Origin of the sequence: Phytopseudomonas dryadis (genome assembly GCF_004327355.1) — a bacterium.
In the GTDB taxonomy this organism is placed as follows: domain Bacteria; phylum Pseudomonadota; class Gammaproteobacteria; order Pseudomonadales; family Pseudomonadaceae; genus Aquipseudomonas; species Aquipseudomonas dryadis.
This window is the reverse complement of the sequence record NZ_QJUM01000017.1, coordinates 62,885-79,136: the sequence shown is the minus strand read 5'-3', so window position 1 is coordinate 79,136 and position 16,252 is coordinate 62,885. Positions and strand designations below refer to the sequence as shown.

The 16,252-nt window shown below is 65.1% G+C and carries 15 protein-coding genes; 6 read left to right on the top strand and 9 right to left on the bottom strand.

The genetic code is table 11. The features are described 5' to 3' along the window. The first annotated feature begins 130 nt into the window (after positions 1-130). The 5 genes from DNK34_RS15340 to DNK34_RS15320 all read left to right on the top strand — a co-directional run bounded on the left by DNK34_RS15340 (position 131) and on the right by DNK34_RS15320 (position 3,695). Positions 131-1,639 carry an RNA polymerase factor sigma-54 gene (locus tag DNK34_RS15340; RefSeq protein ID WP_131175887.1) on the top strand — a complete coding sequence of 503 codons (1,509 nt, stop codon included), beginning with the start codon at positions 131-133 and terminating at the stop codon, positions 1,637-1,639. A 122-nt stretch (positions 1,640-1,761) separates the two neighbouring features. Then, positions 1,762-2,070 (top strand): ribosome hibernation-promoting factor, HPF/YfiA family, encoded by a 309-nt coding sequence (gene hpf, locus DNK34_RS15335; RefSeq protein WP_131175888.1) that lies wholly within the window; start codon positions 1,762-1,764, stop codon positions 2,068-2,070. Positions 2,071-2,085: 15 nt separating this feature from the next. Next, a complete protein-coding gene (gene ptsN, locus DNK34_RS15330; protein ID WP_131175889.1) occupies positions 2,086-2,550 on the top strand; it encodes a PTS IIA-like nitrogen regulatory protein PtsN in 465 nt (154 codons plus the stop codon). Between the two features lie 2 nt (positions 2,551-2,552). After that, entirely contained in the window at positions 2,553-3,410 is an 858-nt protein-coding gene (gene rapZ, locus DNK34_RS15325; protein ID WP_131175890.1) for an RNase adapter RapZ, read from the top strand. A 12-nt stretch (positions 3,411-3,422) separates the two neighbouring features. Next, positions 3,423-3,695: an HPr family phosphocarrier protein gene (locus DNK34_RS15320; RefSeq protein ID WP_131175891.1), complete on the top strand. Its 273-nt coding sequence runs from the start codon at positions 3,423-3,425 to the stop codon at positions 3,693-3,695. 18 nt (positions 3,696-3,713) lie between these two features. On the opposite strand, the gene DNK34_RS15315 is transcribed toward DNK34_RS15320, so the two are convergent. From DNK34_RS15315 to pmbA, 6 genes are all read right to left on the bottom strand, one after another. Further along, positions 3,714-4,607, bottom strand: coding sequence for a ZIP family metal transporter (locus DNK34_RS15315; RefSeq protein WP_131175892.1), 894 nt, complete (start codon positions 4,605-4,607; stop codon positions 3,714-3,716). Between the two features lie 34 nt (positions 4,608-4,641). Continuing rightward, on the bottom strand, positions 4,642-5,253 hold the full coding sequence (locus tag DNK34_RS15310; protein WP_131175893.1) for a superoxide dismutase: 612 nt from the start codon (positions 5,251-5,253) through the stop codon (positions 4,642-4,644). Positions 5,254-5,270: 17 nt separating this feature from the next. Further along, positions 5,271-5,720 (bottom strand): hypothetical protein, encoded by a 450-nt coding sequence (locus DNK34_RS15305; protein ID WP_131175894.1) that lies wholly within the window; start codon positions 5,718-5,720, stop codon positions 5,271-5,273. Between the two features lie 63 nt (positions 5,721-5,783). Further along, positions 5,784-7,160: a class II fumarate hydratase FumC gene (gene fumC / locus DNK34_RS15300; RefSeq protein ID WP_131175895.1), complete on the bottom strand. Its 1,377-nt coding sequence runs from the start codon at positions 7,158-7,160 to the stop codon at positions 5,784-5,786. Further along, positions 7,153-7,548, bottom strand: coding sequence for a FagA protein (locus DNK34_RS25740; protein WP_242675217.1), 396 nt, complete (start codon positions 7,546-7,548; stop codon positions 7,153-7,155). Before DNK34_RS25740 ends, fumC begins: the two co-directional genes overlap by 8 nt. A gap of 425 nt (positions 7,549-7,973) precedes the next feature. Then, positions 7,974-9,320, bottom strand: a complete 1,347-nt coding sequence (pmbA, locus tag DNK34_RS15290; RefSeq protein ID WP_131175896.1) for a metalloprotease PmbA — start codon at positions 9,318-9,320, stop codon at positions 7,974-7,976. A gap of 152 nt (positions 9,321-9,472) precedes the next feature. Here pmbA and yjgA point away from each other — a divergent pair, with 152 nt between their 5' ends. Then, positions 9,473-9,991, top strand: coding sequence for a ribosome biogenesis factor YjgA (yjgA, locus tag DNK34_RS15285; RefSeq protein WP_131175897.1), 519 nt, complete (start codon positions 9,473-9,475; stop codon positions 9,989-9,991). Positions 9,992-10,070: 79 nt separating this feature from the next. On the opposite strand, the gene tldD is transcribed toward yjgA, so the two are convergent. Genes tldD through DNK34_RS15270 form a run of 3 tightly spaced genes read right to left on the bottom strand, consistent with a single transcriptional unit; the run spans position 10,071 to position 16,238 of the window. Continuing rightward, positions 10,071-11,513: a metalloprotease TldD gene (gene tldD, locus DNK34_RS15280; protein WP_131175898.1), complete on the bottom strand. Its 1,443-nt coding sequence runs from the start codon at positions 11,511-11,513 to the stop codon at positions 10,071-10,073. A gap of 2 nt (positions 11,514-11,515) precedes the next feature. After that, entirely contained in the window at positions 11,516-12,364 is an 849-nt protein-coding gene (locus tag DNK34_RS15275) for a carbon-nitrogen hydrolase family protein (protein ID WP_131175899.1), read from the bottom strand. A 43-nt stretch (positions 12,365-12,407) separates the two neighbouring features. Then, entirely contained in the window at positions 12,408-16,238 is a 3,831-nt protein-coding gene (locus DNK34_RS15270; protein ID WP_131175900.1) for a YhdP family protein, read from the bottom strand. Positions 16,239-16,252 lie beyond the last annotated feature (14 nt).

Here is a 16,252-nt window from a genome sequence, read left to right as displayed (position 1 = left end):
ACAGAAGCGGGAAATAATTGATGGTACGCCCTAGGCAAATCACTCAGGGTCAGGCATATAATTTGCTTCCTAGTGGCGCTTCGACGCCCTGTAGTGGATTGCGCACAGACGCCGGTAGATAAGGTCTGCAATGAAACCATCGCTAGTCCTGAAAATGGGCCAGCAGCTGACGATGACACCGCAGCTGCAACAAGCCATTCGCCTGCTCCAATTGTCGACCCTGGATCTGCAGCAGGAGATCCAGGAGGCGCTGGAGTCCAACCCCATGCTCGAGCGGCAGGAAGAAGGCGACGACTTCGACAACTCGGATCCGTTGGCCGACGGCGCGGAAAGTGCGCCCGCCACCCCCGCCCAGGAAGAAACCTTTCAGGAACCCAGCTACCAGGAAAACGCGCAGACCGTCGACAACCTGGAAGAAGGCGAATGGGGCGAACGCATCCCCAGCGAACTGCCCGTCGACACGGCCTGGGAAGACGTCTACCAGACCAGCGCCAGCAGCCTGCCCAGCAGCGATGACGACGAGTGGGACTTCACCACCCGCACCTCGGCCGGCGAAAGCCTGCAGAGCCACATGCTCTGGCAGCTCAACCTGGCGCCGATGTCCGACAAGGATCGCCTGATCGCGGTGACCCTGATCGACTGCATCAACAATCAGGGCTACCTGGAAGAAACCCTCGAAGAGATCGTCGACTCCTTCGACCCGGAGCTCGATGTCGAACTCGACGAGGTCGAAGCCGTGCTGCACCGCATCCAGCAGTTCGAGCCGTCCGGCATCGCCGCGCGCGATCTGCGCGAGTGCCTGCTGCTGCAACTGCGCCAATTGCCCGCCAGCACGCCCTGGCTCGCCGAAGCCCAGCGCCTGGCCGGCGACTACCTCGACCTGCTCGGCAGCCGCGACTACAACCAGTTGATGCGGCGCATGAAGCTCAAGGAAGACGAACTGCGCCACGTCATCGAACTGATCCAGAGCCTCAATCCACGCCCGGGCTCGCAGATCGAGTCCAGCGAGCCGGAATACGTGGTGCCCGACGTCATCGTGCGCAAGCACAACGACCGCTGGCTGGTGGAACTGAACCAGGACGCCATGCCGCGCCTGCGCGTCAACGCCCAGTACGCCGGCTTCGTCAAACGCGCCGACTCCAGCGCCGACAACACCTTCATGCGCAACCAGTTGCAGGAAGCGCGCTGGTTCATCAAGAGCCTGCAGAGCCGCAACGAAACCCTGATGAAGGTCGCCACCCAGATCGTCGAGCACCAGCGCGGTTTCCTCGACTATGGCGACGAAGCCATGAAGCCCCTGGTCCTGCACGATATCGCCGAGGCGGTGGGCATGCACGAATCGACCATCTCACGCGTGACCACGCAGAAATTCATGCACACGCCACGCGGCATTTACGAGCTGAAATACTTCTTTTCCAGCCACGTCAGCACCTCCGAAGGCGGCGAATGTTCGTCCACCGCGATCCGCGCGATCATCAAGAAACTGGTTGCCGCGGAAAATGCTAAAAAGCCGTTGAGTGACAGCAAGATCGCTGGTTTACTGGAGGCACAGGGCATTCAAGTGGCACGCCGCACAGTCGCCAAATACCGTGAATCCCTCGGTATAGCGCCTTCGAGCGAACGCAAGCGACTGATGTAACGCGCCCTTGTAGCGCAAGAGCTGGCGAACCGGAGGACACTCGCCAGTCCCTTGCAAGCCAAAGTGTTCCGGCGGCAGGCCCGATAGCCTGTCTCTCACACACGGCAACAAGGAGAAGCGGTATGCAAGTCAACATCAGTGGACACCAGCTGGATGTGACAGACGCACTACGCAGCTATATCGAAGAGAAGCTCGAGCGCCTCGAGCGACATTTCGACAAGATCACCAATGTGCAAGTCATCATGGAGGTCGAGAAGCTCAAGCAGAAAATCGAAGCCACCCTGCACATCGCGGGCGGCGAAGTGGTCGCCAACGCCGAGCATGACGACATGTACGCAGCCATCGATCTGCTGACCGACAAACTCGACCGTCAACTCATCAAGCACAAGGAAAAACAGCTCGACCGCCAGCAGGGTGCAATGGCCCGCTGACCTCGTCTATCTCCTATGATCCGACTTGAAGCCATACTGACCCCCGGCCGTTCCCTCGTGGACGTGCCGGGAGGCAGCAAGAAACGCATTCTCGAACAGATAGCCAGCGTGATCGCGCGCGACCTGCCCGATCTCGACGGCCAGACCATTTACGAAAGCCTGATCGCCCGTGAAAAACTCGGCTCGACCGGTTTCGGCAATGGCATCGCCATCCCCCACTGTCGCCTGCCCGGTTGCAACACGCCGATCAGCGCCCTGCTGAAGCTGAGCAGCGCAGTCGACTTCGATGCGATAGACGGGGCTCCCGTCGATCTGCTCTTCGTCCTGCTGGTACCCGAAGCCGCCACCGACGAACACCTGGAATTGTTGCGCCAGGTCGCCAGCATGTTCGACCGCGGCGACGTCCGCGAACGGCTGCGCCAGGCCACCAGCAGCGAAGCGCTTTACCAGGTCGTGGTGGACGTACAGAACGGTCAATAAACATGCGCCTGATCATCGTCAGCGGTCGTTCCGGTTCGGGCAAGAGCACAGCCCTCGACGTACTCGAGGACAACGGCTTCTACTGCATCGACAACTTGCCCGCCGGCCTGCTGCCGGAACTGGCGGAACGTGCGCTGCTGCATACCGAACTGCTGCAGCCGCAGGTCGCGGTATCCATCGATGCACGCAACCTGCCCAGCCAGCTCAAGCGCTTCTCCGAACTGCTGGATGAAGTGCGCTCGCGGAATATCCGGTGCGACGTGCTGTACCTGGACGCCACCGAGGAAACGCTGCTCAAGCGTTTTTCGGAAACCCGCCGGCGCCATCCTCTGACCAACGACGAACGCTCGCTGGCCGAAGCCATCGCCGATGAAAGCCTGCTGCTGGGCCCGATCATCGACCGGGCCGACCTGAAGATCGACACCACCCACCTGAATCTCTACCAGTTGCGCGACACCCTGAAGCTGCGCCTGCTCAACCAGCCGGAGCCGGGCACCGCCTACCTGGTGGAATCGTTCGGCTTCAAGCGTGGCATGCCGGTGGATGCGGATCTGGTATTCGACGTGCGCTGCCTGCCCAATCCCTACTGGAAACCGGAGCTGCGCGATTTTTCAGGCTTGCAGCAACCGGTGATCGACTACCTGGCGGCCCAGGCGGACGTCGAAGACATGTACCAGGACATATTCGCCTACCTGCACAAATGGCTGCCGCGATTCGCCGCCAGCAACCGCGCCTATGTCACCGTGGCGATCGGCTGTACCGGCGGCCATCACCGTTCGGTGTACCTGGCCAACCGCCTGGGCAATGCCCTCAAACCGCTGCTGAAGAACGTTCAGATCCGCCACCGCGACCTCAGTTAAGGAAACGCCGCGATGCCCGCCTGCGAAATCACCATCATCAACAAGCTCGGCCTGCATGCGCGCGCCGCTGCCAAGTTCGTCGGCGTCGCGGGGCGATTCCCGTGCCAGGTCAGGATCGGCAGAAGCGCGGAGAGTCTCGTCGATGGCAAGAGCATCATGGCGGTGATGATGCTCGCCGCCGGAAAAGGTACCGTCGTGCACCTGCTCACCGAAGGCGAACGCGAAGAGGAAGCGCTGAAGGCGCTTGTCGAACTGATCAACAACTACTTCGACGAAGGCGAATAATAAAGCGTCGCGTTCGGCTCAGGCCCGTCCCAGCGCGTTATCCAGCAGCATCATCAGGCAGAATCCCAGGGCAAAACCCAGTATCGCGAGCGTGACGTTGTCACGTCGATGCAGCTCGGGAATGATCGCGCGAACCACTACGAAGATCATCGCCCCCGCCGCCAGGCTCAGCCCCCAGGGCAGCAAGTGCTGGGAAACACCGACCAGCCAGGCGCACAGTATGGCGAACAGCGGCTCGACCAGGCCCGAAGCCGCGCCGAAAGCCACCGCCTTCAGCCGGGGCATGCCGGCTCCCGCCAGCAGCAACGCGATCACCAGCCCTTCCGGCACATCCTGCAGGGCGATACCCAGCGTCAGGCCGTCGGCATCCGCCAGACCGGCGGCAGCGGAGACGCCCACCGCCATGCCCTCGGGAATGTTGTGCAGCACGATGGCGATGACGAACAGCCAGACCCCGACGCCTGGCGATGACGAACCGATGGCCAGCGAACGATGCGCCAGACGCCGGCCCAGCAGAAACAGGGCGCTGGCGCCCAGCAGCAGGCCGGCACTGACCAGAAAGCCGCCACCCCAGCGACCGAAACCCTGCTCCTGCGTCACCTGCAAGGCCGGCACCAGCAGGGAGAAGCAGCTGGCAGCCAGCATCATCCCCCCGCCGAACCCCAGCATGGCATCGTTGACCCGCGCCGGGATGCTGCGCATGAACAGCACGGGCAACGCCCCGAGCGCGGTGCCCAGGGCGCACAGCAGCCCGCCTTGCAGGGCGTACCAGAGCTCCGGCGCCAGACGACTCTGCAGGCCACCCCAGACCTTGAGGGCGAGAAGCGTCCCGCCCCCTACCAGCAGCATCACGCCCAATGCATAGCGCAAGGAACGGGCGTTGACGGCTACCAGCTCGTGCAACGGGCTCATGCCAGGGCGCGGCTCGGCGGAGAGGCCGGAAATGTCACGCCAGGGCAGCCTGGTAGCGACGCGCGACCTCGGCCCAGTCGACCACGTTGTAGAAAGCGCCAATGTATTCCGGACGGCGGTTCTGATAACGCAGGTAGTAGGCGTGCTCCCAGACGTCGAGGCCGAGAATCGGCGTGTTGCCGTTCATCAGCGGGCTATCCTGGTTGCCGGTGCTCTCGACCACCAGCGTCTTCTGCGGGGTTACGCTGAGCCAGGCCCAGCCACTGCCGAAACGGGTCAGGGCGGCTTTGGTGAAGGCCTCCTTGAAGCTGGCGAAACCGCCCAGCTGCGCGTCGATGGCGGCCTTCAGCTCGCCTTGGGGCTCGCCGCCGCCATGGGTGCTCATGACCGTCCAGAACAGCGAATGGTTGGCATGGCCGCCACCGTTGTTGATCACGGCGCCACGTTTGTCTTCCGGCACCTCGGCCAGACGGGTCAGCAGCTCTTCGACCGGCAGTTCGCCCAACGGATTGCCCTCCAGGGCGGCGTTGAGGTTGTTGACGTAGGTCTGGTGATGCTTGCTGTGGTGGATTTCCATGGTTTGCGCATCGATGTGCGGCTCCAGGGCATCGTAGGCATAGGGCAGATCAGGCAGGCTATACGGCATGGTATTGCTCCTCTTGATTAATGGTACTGACGGACGGCAGACGCAGCGCGCGCCACCGGTGACGCATCGCCAGGCGAGTCGACGCCCAGCAACCGATCTGTACGGGGGTAGGCCCCGTGCTCGGCGATAAAGTTCAACAGACTGGTATAGGTGCGACGGCTGTGATTCAGCGCAGCCTGGCGCAGCGCTGGCGCGAGGCGCTGGTTGGCCATGCTCCGCAGCAAATGCTCGTGGCAGGCGCACAGGTGCTCGGCCGCCTCCTCGGGGTGACCCAGCATCAGTTGCAGGTCGGCCAGGTTGTGCTGGGAAACGACCAGTGCAGCGACGGCCGCATCGGCATCGCGCCAGCGCTCGAACAGTACCTGGGCCAACGCCAGCGCCTGCAGGTACTGCTCCCGCGCCTCGACCCAGGAGCCTTCGGCGAAGTAGCGGTTGCCGGCTTCAATGGTTCGTTGCCAATGCTCCATCGGATTCGCCTCCTCGCCCTCGCGGGCGACCAACACGCAGGCCCCATGGCCTGCGCCTGACAGTTACAGGCCGCCCTCGGTGAGGCGTTCCGGGTTGAGCAGTTGCTCCAGCTCGGCACGTCCCAGGTCGGTCATTTCCTCGGCCACATCGATGATCGGCCGACCTTCGCGGTAGGCCTTCTTGGCGATTTCCGCCGCCTTCTGGTAACCGATCAGCGGGTTCAGCGCGGTCACCAGGATCGGGTTGCGGCCCAGGGCCTCCTTGAGTTTCGGCTCGTTGACCTTGAAGCTGGCGATGGCCCGATCGGCCAGCAGGCGGCTGACATTGGCCAGCAGCTCGATACTGCCCAGCAGGTTGTGGGCGATCACCGGGAGCATCACGTTCAGCTCGAAGTTGCCCGACTGCCCGGCGACGGCAATGGTCGCATCGTTGCCGATCACTTGGGCGGCGACCATGGCGGTGGCCTCGGGGATCACCGGGTTGACCTTGCCCGGCATGATCGACGAACCGGGCTGCAGCGCTTCCAGTTCGATCTCGCTGAGGCCGGCCAGGGGGCCCGAGTTCATCCAGCGCAGGTCGTTGGCGATCTTCATCAACGACACCGCCGTGGTCTTCAATTGCCCGGACAGCGCCACCGCGGTGTCCTGGGAACCGATCAGGGCGAAGAAGTTGGCACCCGGTGCGAACTGCTGTCCGGTCAGCGTATTGAGTTCCTGGCAGAAGCGCTCGGCGAAACGCACGTGGGCATTGATCCCGGTGCCGACGGCGGTGCCGCCCTGGGCCAGCCCCTGCAGCGCCGGCAACAGGCCGCTGAGCAACTGGATATTGGCCTGGATCTGCTGCGCCCAGCCGTCGAGTACCTGGCTCATGCGCACCGGCATGGCGTCCATCAGGTGGGTACGGCCGGTTTTCACGTAGGGCTGCACCTCCAGGGATTTCTCGCAGAGCACCTGCAGCAGGTGGCCGAGTGCCGGCAACAGTCGCTCGCTCAGCTCGATGGCGGCGCTGACGTGGATGGTGGTCGGGATGATGTCGTTGCTGCTCTGCCCACAGTTGACATGGTCGTTGGGGTTGATCGGCTCGCCGAGAATGCGCGTGGCCAGGGTGGCGATCACCTCGTTGGCATTCATGTTGGAACTGGTACCGGAGCCGGTCTGGAACACGTCGACGGGGAAATGCTGCATGAAGTCGTCCGCCAGCAGTTGCTGGCAGGCGGCGACGATGGCATCGCCCTGGGCCGGCAGGATCTGCTCCAGATCGACGTTGGCCCGCGCCGCGGCGGCCTTGGCCAGTACCAGCGCACGAATGAACGCCTTGGGCATGGCCAGCCCCGATACCGGGAAGTTGTTCACCGCACGCTGGGTCTGGGCACCGTAGAGGGCTTCGGCGGGCACCGCCAGCTCGCCCATGCTGTCGCGTTCGATACGGGTGTTACTCATAGGGATTTCCTTCTGCCAATTCGGACATCGAAAGAGAGGGCTGCAGGCGCAAGGTGGCCAGGCGATTGCGCGCTTGATTGAGGCTGTGCTGCTGATCGCGGCGGGCGGCCAGGTGCTGCAGCGCGTAGAGGGAGCGATAGGCGTGATCCAGGCAGACGCTGCGCCAGTGCCAGGGCAGGGCCGTATCGCAGGCGGTATCCATGAGCAGGTTCAGCGTGGTCAGCGACATGCGCCAGGGGCACAGACGGCCATGCTCGACCAGTTGCCGGCCCTGCGCCCAATGCAGCTCGAGCAGGCGCGGTTCGTCGGGAAGCAGGGCGCAGCGGATGCGGAAACCCTGCCAGTACCAGCAGTCCAGGCAAGGCGTGTTGCTTGAGCGAAATCTCATGGTCTGCCCTCAAAAGCGAATAATATTAATTCCTATATAGAAAGAATAATCAATACTGGATTGTATCGAAATACCGGTCGCCCATTGATACACCCAGCCGGGCACGGCAGAGCACGCGGACAAGTACGGGCCAAAGGAAGCCAAGATGCAGTCATCGCCCGCCATCGGCTTCGATCAGGGTGAACCCGGGATGCGCGCAGGAAGCGCTGCTCGACCGGGAAAATGAGCCACAGGCCGATGAAAGATACGCTGGGAGCGATGAGCAAGGATTCGCCCGGGAGAAGACGGCCGATAGGAGCGCTAGAGGCTGGAGGCTGAACGACAAGCAAACCCATGGGCTCTTTCGTCCAGCTTTCCAGCCTCGAGCGTTTTTGATCGAAGGCCGAAGGCCGCTTAGGATTGCCCTGGCCGACACTTGACCGTTGCTAGCTACCTGCCACGGTCATTTTCTCGATCAGCACCGAGCCGGTGCGGATATTGCTGCGCAGTTCCAGATCACTGCCCACGGCGACGATCTGCTTGAGCATGTCGCGCAGGTTGCCGGCGATGGTCACCTCCTGCACGGCGAACTGGATCTCGCCGTTCTCCACCCAGTAGCCACCGGCGCCACGGGAATAGTCGCCGGTGACCATGTTCAGGCCATGACCCATCAGCTCGGTGACCAGCAGGCCGCGGCCCATGCGCTTGAGCAGCGCCTGCTGATCCTCGTCGCCATGGCTGACGAACAGATTGTGCACGCCGCCGGCATTGGCGGTGCTGGGCATGCCCAGCTTGCGCCCGGCATAGGTGCCGAGCACATAGGACACCAGCCTGCCGCCCTCGACGAAGGGCTTGGCATAGGTGGCCAGCCCGTCGCCGTCGAATGCGGCACTGCCCAGGGCCCGCGGGATGTGCGGACGCTCATCGAGGTTCAGCCACTCGGGGAACAGTTGCTGGCCAAGGCTGCCTTCCAGGAACGACGACTTGCGGTACAGGGCCCCGCCGGAGATGGCGCCGAGAAAGCTGCCGAACAGCCCGGTGGCCAGTTCCGCGGAGAACAGCACCGGCACTTCGCAGGTGGGCACGGGCCGCGCGCCCAGGCGGCTGACGGCACGCTGGGCGGCACGCCGGCCGATGCTGGCGGGGTCGGCGAGCAGTTGCCCCTGGCGGTTGACGTCGTACCAGTAATCGCGCTGCATCTGGCCATCGCTCTCGGCGATCATCACGCAACTGAGGCTATGCCGGGTGCCGGCGTAACCGCCGAGGAAGCCATGGCTGTTGCCATAGACCCGGCAGCTCTGGTGGGTGCTGAGGCTGGTGCCGTCGGCATTGCGGATGCGCGGATCGGCGTCGAAGGCCGCGGCCTCGCATTCCAGCGCGCGCTCGATGGCCTGCTCCGGACTGATGTCCCAGGCGTGGTAGAGATCCAGCTGCGGCAGGTCGCGGGCCATCAGCGCGGCCTCGGCAAGGCCGGCGCAGTCGTCCTCGGAGGCGTGCCTGGCGATGGCCAGCGCGGCGGCCACGGTTTCCCGGATCGCCGCATCACCGCTGGCCGACGTGCTGGCCGAGCCCTTGCGCTGGCCGACATAGAGGGTGATGCCGAAGCCCTGGTCGCGGTTGAACTCGACGGTTTCCACCTCGCGCTGGCGCACCGTGGTGGACAGCCCCTGCTCCACCGAGACGGCGACTTCACAGGCGGTGGCGCCCTGCTTCCTGGCCTCGGCGACGATCTGCTCGACCTGCGCCTGCAGGTGCGGCACGGCGGCCGGTCCGACTACTTCCACTTCACTCATAACGACTCCACATTCCTAGAAGCAGCTGCAAGCTGCAAGCTTCAAGCTGCAAGTAACAGCCTAAAGCCCTGCCTTCGCTCTTCGCTTGAAGCTTGAAGCTTGAAGCTTGAAGCTGCTGTTATCATGGCGGCGTTTTCCATTGGATCACCCCCATGTCTGATAATTACGACGACTTCTCCGGTGAGAAGAGCAAAACCCAGGTCAAGCGCGAGCTGCATGCGCTTCAGGATCTGGGGCAGCGCCTGGCCGCCCTGAAACCCGACCTGCAGAACAAACTACCGCTGACCGATGCCCTGCGTCGTGCCCTGGAAGAGGCTCCCAAGCACACGGCCAATGCGGCGAAAAAACGCCATGTACAGTTCATTGGCAAGCTGATGCGCGAACAGGACATCGACGCCATCCTGGTCTTGCTCGATCAGCTCGACGCCTCCACGCGCCAATACAACGAACGCTTCCACAACCTCGAACGCTGGCGTGATCGCCTGATCGGCGGCAGCGACGACCTGCTCGAGCAGTTCGTCGGCGACTACCCCGACGCCGACCGCCAGCACCTGCGCCAGCTGATCCGCCAGGCCCAGCACGAGACGGCACAGAACAAACCGCCAGCCGCATCGCGCAAACTCTTCAAGTACATCCGCGAGCTGGACGAAACCCAGCGCGGGTTACGCTAGGAGCACGATCAAAGCGCTTGAGGCTAAAGGCTGAACGTGAAAATACGACCTTATCCAGCCTCCAGCGCTTCCTTCGGTCTTATGCTCCTGTCCCCCCCACGGTGATCGCGTCGATCTTCAGCGTCGGCTGGCCGACGCCTACCGGTACCGACTGGCCGTCCTTGCCGCAGGTGCCGACACCGCTGTCCAGGGCCAGGTCGTTGCCGACCATCGACACCTTGCCCATGGCTTCCGGGCCGTTGCCGATCAGGGTCGCGCCCTTGACCGGCGCGGTGATCCTGCCGTCCTCGATGAGGTAGGCCTCGCTGGTGGAAAAGACGAACTTGCCGCTGGTGATGTCGACCTGACCGCCGCCGAGGTTGGCGCAGTAGATGCCTTTCTTCACCGAGCGGATGATCTCTTCGGGGTCGCTCTCGCCGGCCAGCATGTAGGTATTGGTCATGCGCGGCATCGGCAGGTGCGCATAGGACTCGCGGCGACCGTTGCCGGTGCGAGCCACGCCCATCAGGCGCGCGTTGAGCTTGTCCTGCATGTAGCCCTTGAGCACGCCGTTCTCGATCAGCGTGGTGCACTGGGTCGGTGTGCCTTCATCGTCCATGCTCAGCGAGCCGCGGCGCTCGGCCAGGGTGCCGTCGTCGACGATGGTGCACAGCCTGGACGCCACCTGCTGGCCGATCTTGCCGCTGTAGTTGGAACTGCCCTTGCGGTTGAAGTCGCCCTCTAGGCCATGGCCCACGGCTTCGTGCAGCAGCACGCCGGACCAGCCGGCGCCCATCACCACCGGCAGTGTGCCCGCCGGCGCCGGAATCGCCTCCAGGTTGACCAGGGCTTGGCGCAGCGCCTCGCGGGCATAGCCCATGGCGCGATCTTCGCTCATGAAATAGCGGTAGTCGGTACGCCCGCCACCGCCATGGCCACCGCGCTCGCGGCGACCGTTGTGCTCGACGATGACACTGACGTTGAAGCGCACCAGCGGTCGGATGTCAGCGCCCAGGCTGCCATCGGCGGCGGCCACCAGCACGCGGTCCCAGACCCCGGCGAGGCTCACCGTGACCTGCTTGATACGCGGGTCCAGGGCGCGGGTGGCCTGATCGACCTGCTTGAGCAGCTCGACCTTCTGCGCCCGGTCGAGCACGTCCAGCGGATTGTCACGGCCGTACAGCGGCGTCACCTGGCTGGCGGCGAACGCCTGCACGCGCCCCTGCTGCCCGGCCCGGGCGATGGAGCGCGCGGCACGGGCCGCCTGGCTCAGGGCCTCGGCGGTGATGGCATTGCTGTAGGCGAAGCCGGTCTTCTCGCCGGACTGGGCACGCACGCCCACGCCCTGGTCGAGGTTGAAACTGCCTTCCTTGACGATGCCGTCTTCCAGCACCCAGGTTTCCGAAACCTGGCTCTGGAAATACAGATCGGCGGCATCGATGCCCGGGCCGGCCAATTCGCCGAGCACACCGGCCAGGTGATCCAGGCTCAGGCCGCCGGGACTCAACACCTGCTCGCTGACGGATATCAACATCTCGCTCATAACTACTCCAAGCCTGGCAGCCGCGGTTCGGCCGCTGCAAAAAATCGTTTGTGCCGCGCCACCGGCATGCGCTCGCGGATCAGAGCCTGTTCGGCGGCGTCACGCCCGGCCAGCAAAGCCGCCTCGCCTTCGTCCTGCTGCACCAGGGTACGCCCCCAGGGATCGATGATGGCGGAGTGGCCGAAGGTCTCGCGACCACCGGGGTGAAGGCCGCCCTGGGCGGCCGCCAGCAGGTAGCACTGGGTCTCGATGGCCCGGGCGCGGATCAGCACCTCCCAGTGCGCCGCGCCGGTGACCCGGGTAAAGGCCGACGGGGCGCTGATCAGTTCCGCCCCGGCATCGCGCAAGGCGCCATAGAGCTCAGCAAAGCGCAGGTCGTAGCATACGGTCAAACCCAGCCGCCCGACGGGTGTATCGGCGACCACCACCCGGGCGCCATGGGCATAGTCGTCCGACTCCCGGTAACGGCCACGGCTGTCGCTCACGTCCACATCGAACAGGTGCAGCTTGTCATACCGCGCGACCCGCTCGCCGTGTTCGTCGAGCAGCAATGAACAGGCGTGGGCCTTGGCTTCGGGCTGGCCATCCGGCGGCAGCGGCAGCGTGCCGGCGACTATCCATAAGCTGAGGTCGCGGGCGGTCCGTTTCAACCAGGGCAGCACCGGGCCTTCGCCGCGCGCTTCCTGGCGCGCCAGTTGCGCGCTGTCGCGGCGCCCCAGGGCGGCGAAATTCTCCGGCAGCACGGCCAGCCTCGCGCCCTGCGTCGCCGCGCGCTCCAGCAACCGATGCGCCTGGGCCAGGTTGGCGGCGATATCGTCCTGACTGACCATCTGAATCACGGCGAACGTCATAATCGGGTCTCCTGGCATAAAGCTGGAGGCTTCACACCCTTCTTCAATTCGGCTTCTCGAAGGGTTTGTCGAAGGTAATCTGCGGATCGTGCAACGACCCGCGGACGTCGTACTGCACGCTGGCGAAACGCGCCACCCGGTCACCCAGCAGCTTGTCGGCGATGAACAAGGCGCCACCGATGGCCGGTGCTCCGACGATCAATGCCGCCAGCGGCAGGTTGTTGGTCACCGGCAGGGTCACCAGCAACTTGGCGTCGATGCCCTGGTTGACCATGTTCAGGGTGCCATTGAGCTCCAGGTTGCTCGACGGGCCGGTCATGGTGATCGGTTCCTGGGTGACGAACACGCCATTGGTCGCCGTCAGGTTGCCCTTGACCCGGTCATAGCTCAGGCCCTTGTCCAGCAGATCGGAAAAGTCCAGGCGCAGACGGCGGCCGATGGAGTTGAAATTGAGCAGACCGAACACCCGCAGCGCCGACGCCGAGCCCTGAACCTCGACGAACTGACCTTTGCGCAACGAGGCATCCAGGCTGCCCGAATAACGCTTGAGGCTGAACCAGGCCGGCGACCCCGGCCAGTGACCGTCGGCGTCCAGGTGGAAGGTTTCGCTGGTCGCCGTGGGCGCATAGCCCCAGGCCTTGAGGACATTGGACAACTGCTTGCCCTGCATGCGCCCCTTGTACCAGCTGCGCGTCTGCCCGGCCCCCCCCTGCCAGCCGACGGAGCCGGTCATCTGCAGCCCCTTGAGGTTGATGTCCAGCGCACTGAACAGCACGCCCTGGGCATCGGGCCGAGCCTTGAGCGACCAGGCGCCCATGTCGTCCGGCCCCTGGAAGACATGGGCGATGCGCAGATCCAGAGCGGGAATCTGCCGTGGATCGAAGTCGGCCAGGGGATCCGGGGTATCCTCGTCCACCGCGTCTTCGCTCTTCGGCTGCATCGCCGGCAGGCGCAGGTACTCCAGGTCGGCGACGATCGGCACCCCGTCCTTCTGCGGCAGGTCGATACGGCCCTTGAGCAGCGCGCTGTCGAGGTTCAGCGTCCAGGCGCCATTCGCCGGCTTGAGCCCCACCTCGAGATCGTCGAGGGTCTGCCCCAGGCCGCTGAAACGGCCGATACGCAACTGGGCATCGCTGAACAGTTGCTGGGCGTCGTCGCGCGGCAGCGAGGTATAGGGCTTGATGGCCTCCTGCCAGGCCGACAGATCCAGTTCGGCCACCCGCCCCCTGAGGCGAACGCCCCGCGTGCCGGGCAGAATCGCCGGGCCATCGCCCAGGCGCAGTTCGCCACGTCCCTGCCCGAGCTGCCCCGGCGGCGCCACGAAGGCGAAGCTCGCCAGGTCGGCATAGTCCAGCCAGTAGCGCTGCTCGCGGCCACCGAGACTCATGCGCCAGTCGGTATAACGCTCGTCGCCGCTGGCCTTGCCGAAAGGCGCCGGCAGGCGGATGGCCAGCCCCTTGAGGTTGGAATCGACGCGCAACTGGCTGTCGGCTCCCTCCAGGCTCAGGCGCAGACGATAAGGGATGCTGCCGCTGGCCGGCAGCGGCTGGGTCACCCCCAGCCAGCGCGTCAGATTGGCCAGTGGCACCACGCCGTTGGCTTCGATGCGGCTGCGCGCCTTGCCGCGCTGACCATCGGCGACGGCCTTGCCGCGCAGCGCATGGCCCAGCGCTTCGGCGCGGATGGACGGCGCACTGAGGCCCGAGCGGGTGTCGTAGCGAAAGTCGCCGCTCAGCTTGGTCAGCGCCAGTGCCGGATCGCTCAACGACAACGTGGCGTCCTTGGCGCTGAAATCCACCACCACATCGGCCGGCATGCCCTGCTGCAGCGGCAGGTCGAGCGTGAGGGCGCCAGTCAGGGCGCCCTCGCCCTTCCAGCCGGTAAAGGTGTCGGCGAGGCCCAGCGGTGCGTCCTGGAGAATCTTCAGGGCGTCGCCGACACTGCTCTGCAACTGCCCCTGCAGCTTCAGGCGCGGCACCTTGCCAGCATCGACATGGGCGATATCGGCCTGGGCATCGCTCACCCGGCTATCGAGGATATGGCCTTCGGCGACCCGCACCCGCACCCCGCTGTCCTCGATCAGCACCTCGCCACGGGCATCGCGCAGCGCCGGCCAGCCGGGCTGGAAGGCCAGCTCGGCATCGCGCACGCCGAAGAACAGGCTGATGCTGCGCACGCTGGGATCGGGATTGCGGTTGATCGAACCCTGGTACTGGAAATAGCCCTCGTCGACCGTGCCAGCGCGGATGGCGGTCTTCAGCCAGTCGTCCAGCGCCGGACTGAGAACCGGCGTCGGCAGGTATTTCTCGGTGAAGCGCGCATCGCCGTCGCGCATGCCGACGCGCAGATCCATGTAGTCCTCGGCGGCCGGGTCCTTGAGCAGGCGAATCAGGAAATCACCGGCGAGCCTGCCCTCTTCCCCCACCACCTGCAGGTAGGGCGCACGCAGGGTGAAACCCTCATCGTTCAACGTCCAGGTCAGCCGGCCCTTGGCCTGCCGATAGTTCCAGGCCTGGGGGAACAGGGTTTCCAGGTGCAGGGAAAAGTCTTCGCTGTCGACTTTCAGCTCGCCCTGCCCCAGGTCGCCGCTGATGCTGCCGCTGCCGTTCTCCACCGCGGGCGAGGCATGCCATGCCGAAAAGCCGATGCGCTCCAGGTTGGCGGAGAACTGCAGGCGCTCCGGCCCGTCGACCTGCGGGCGGAAACGCGCGTTGAGATTACGCAATGCGCCATGGGGTTGCAGTTCGTGCAGCACGTCCATGGCAGTGTCCGGCAAGGGCGCCAGGGCTTCGGTCAGCGGCACCAGCGGGCCCAGGTCGAGGCGATCGGCGGCGATGCTCCAGCGCTGTGCGTCGGCGTCTTCGCCCGGCGCACGATAGCCCAGCGCGATGCGCGATTCGCCCCAGCGGGTATCGCCACGGCTGAAGGCCAGATCGTCCAGCAGCACATCGAAGCCCTGGTCGACGCGGTCGACATAGGCATTGACGGCCAGATTCTCGAGCGCCACGGCCTCACGCTCGGCATAACGTCCGGCGAGCTGCGGAACCTGCAGGCGAGTGACCGCACGCTGCAGGCTCTTGTCGCCCCAACGGGCCCATAGCTCGCCGCCCAGTTGCAGGTGCTCGAGGCGCCAGTCGCGGGTCAGGCCCGGCGGCAGCCAGGTCGCCCAATCGCTCTGCGGCAGGTTCAGGTAGAGCTCGGCGCTGGCGTCCTGCCAATGCTCGGCCTGCAGGCGTGTGCGCAACTGCAGCGCCAGTGGCTGGCCATCGGGCAGTTGCAGGCGGGCATCCAGGCGCTGACGCGCGCTGCCATTGCGCAGGCTCAGGTTGATCGCCTGCAGGATCAGCGGCTCCTGCCCGTGGACCGCAACGGAAATCTGGCTGTCGAACAGCGATACGCGGGCGACCCTCTGCGACTGGCGCAGCACCTCGGCGATATCCAGCGGCGGCTGATCGGCGCGTTGCGGCAAACCTTCGACCGACCAGCCGCCCTGTTCGTCTTGGCGCACGGCCAGGCGCACGCCATCGAGCTGCAGGTCGGCGATCCGCGGTTGCCACGCCAGCAGGCTGGCGAGCAGATCCGGCACCACCCTGACCTGCTGCAGACGCAGAGCGTCCGCGCCGTCGCCGAGTTGCAGGTCACGCACGATCAGCCAGGGCGAGAACCCGCGCCAGTGCCCTTCCAGCGCGCCGATGCGCACCGGCAGGCCCAGTGCCTCGCTGGCCCTGGCCTCGGCCTCTTCACGGTATTCGGCGACCAGGGGCGCCAGTTCGCGGCCCAGGCTGACGTACAGCGCGGCCAGCACCAGGCCGAAGGCGCAGAGGCCCAGGCTCCAGCGCAACAGCGCCGCGAGAGCCAGCAGCAGACGCTCCACTCAGTTCACTCCCC

Excerpts from the sequence above, each read along its gene's own strand:
- DNK34_RS15340 (WP_131175887.1), top strand. The coding sequence starts at position 131 with ATGAAACCATCGCTAGTCCTGAAAATGGGCCAGCAGCTGACGATGACA.
- hpf (WP_131175888.1), top strand. The coding sequence starts at position 1,762 with ATGCAAGTCAACATCAGTGGACACCAGCTGGATGTGACAGACGCACTA.
- ptsN (WP_131175889.1), top strand. The coding sequence starts at position 2,086 with ATGATCCGACTTGAAGCCATACTGACCCCCGGCCGTTCCCTCGTGGAC.
- rapZ (WP_131175890.1), top strand. The coding sequence starts at position 2,553 with ATGCGCCTGATCATCGTCAGCGGTCGTTCCGGTTCGGGCAAGAGCACA.
- DNK34_RS15320 (WP_131175891.1), top strand. The coding sequence starts at position 3,423 with ATGCCCGCCTGCGAAATCACCATCATCAACAAGCTCGGCCTGCATGCG.
- DNK34_RS15315 (WP_131175892.1), bottom strand. The coding sequence starts at position 4,607 with ATGAGCCCGTTGCACGAGCTGGTAGCCGTCAACGCCCGTTCCTTGCGC.
- DNK34_RS15310 (WP_131175893.1), bottom strand. The coding sequence starts at position 5,253 with ATGCCGTATAGCCTGCCTGATCTGCCCTATGCCTACGATGCCCTGGAG.
- DNK34_RS15305 (WP_131175894.1), bottom strand. The coding sequence starts at position 5,720 with ATGGAGCATTGGCAACGAACCATTGAAGCCGGCAACCGCTACTTCGCC.
- fumC (WP_131175895.1), bottom strand. The coding sequence starts at position 7,160 with ATGAGTAACACCCGTATCGAACGCGACAGCATGGGCGAGCTGGCGGTG.
- DNK34_RS25740 (WP_242675217.1), bottom strand. The coding sequence starts at position 7,548 with ATGAGATTTCGCTCAAGCAACACGCCTTGCCTGGACTGCTGGTACTGG.
- pmbA (WP_131175896.1), bottom strand. The coding sequence starts at position 9,320 with ATGAGTGAAGTGGAAGTAGTCGGACCGGCCGCCGTGCCGCACCTGCAG.
- yjgA (WP_131175897.1), top strand. The coding sequence starts at position 9,473 with ATGTCTGATAATTACGACGACTTCTCCGGTGAGAAGAGCAAAACCCAG.
- tldD (WP_131175898.1), bottom strand. The coding sequence starts at position 11,513 with ATGAGCGAGATGTTGATATCCGTCAGCGAGCAGGTGTTGAGTCCCGGC.
- DNK34_RS15275 (WP_131175899.1), bottom strand. The coding sequence starts at position 12,364 with ATGACGTTCGCCGTGATTCAGATGGTCAGTCAGGACGATATCGCCGCC.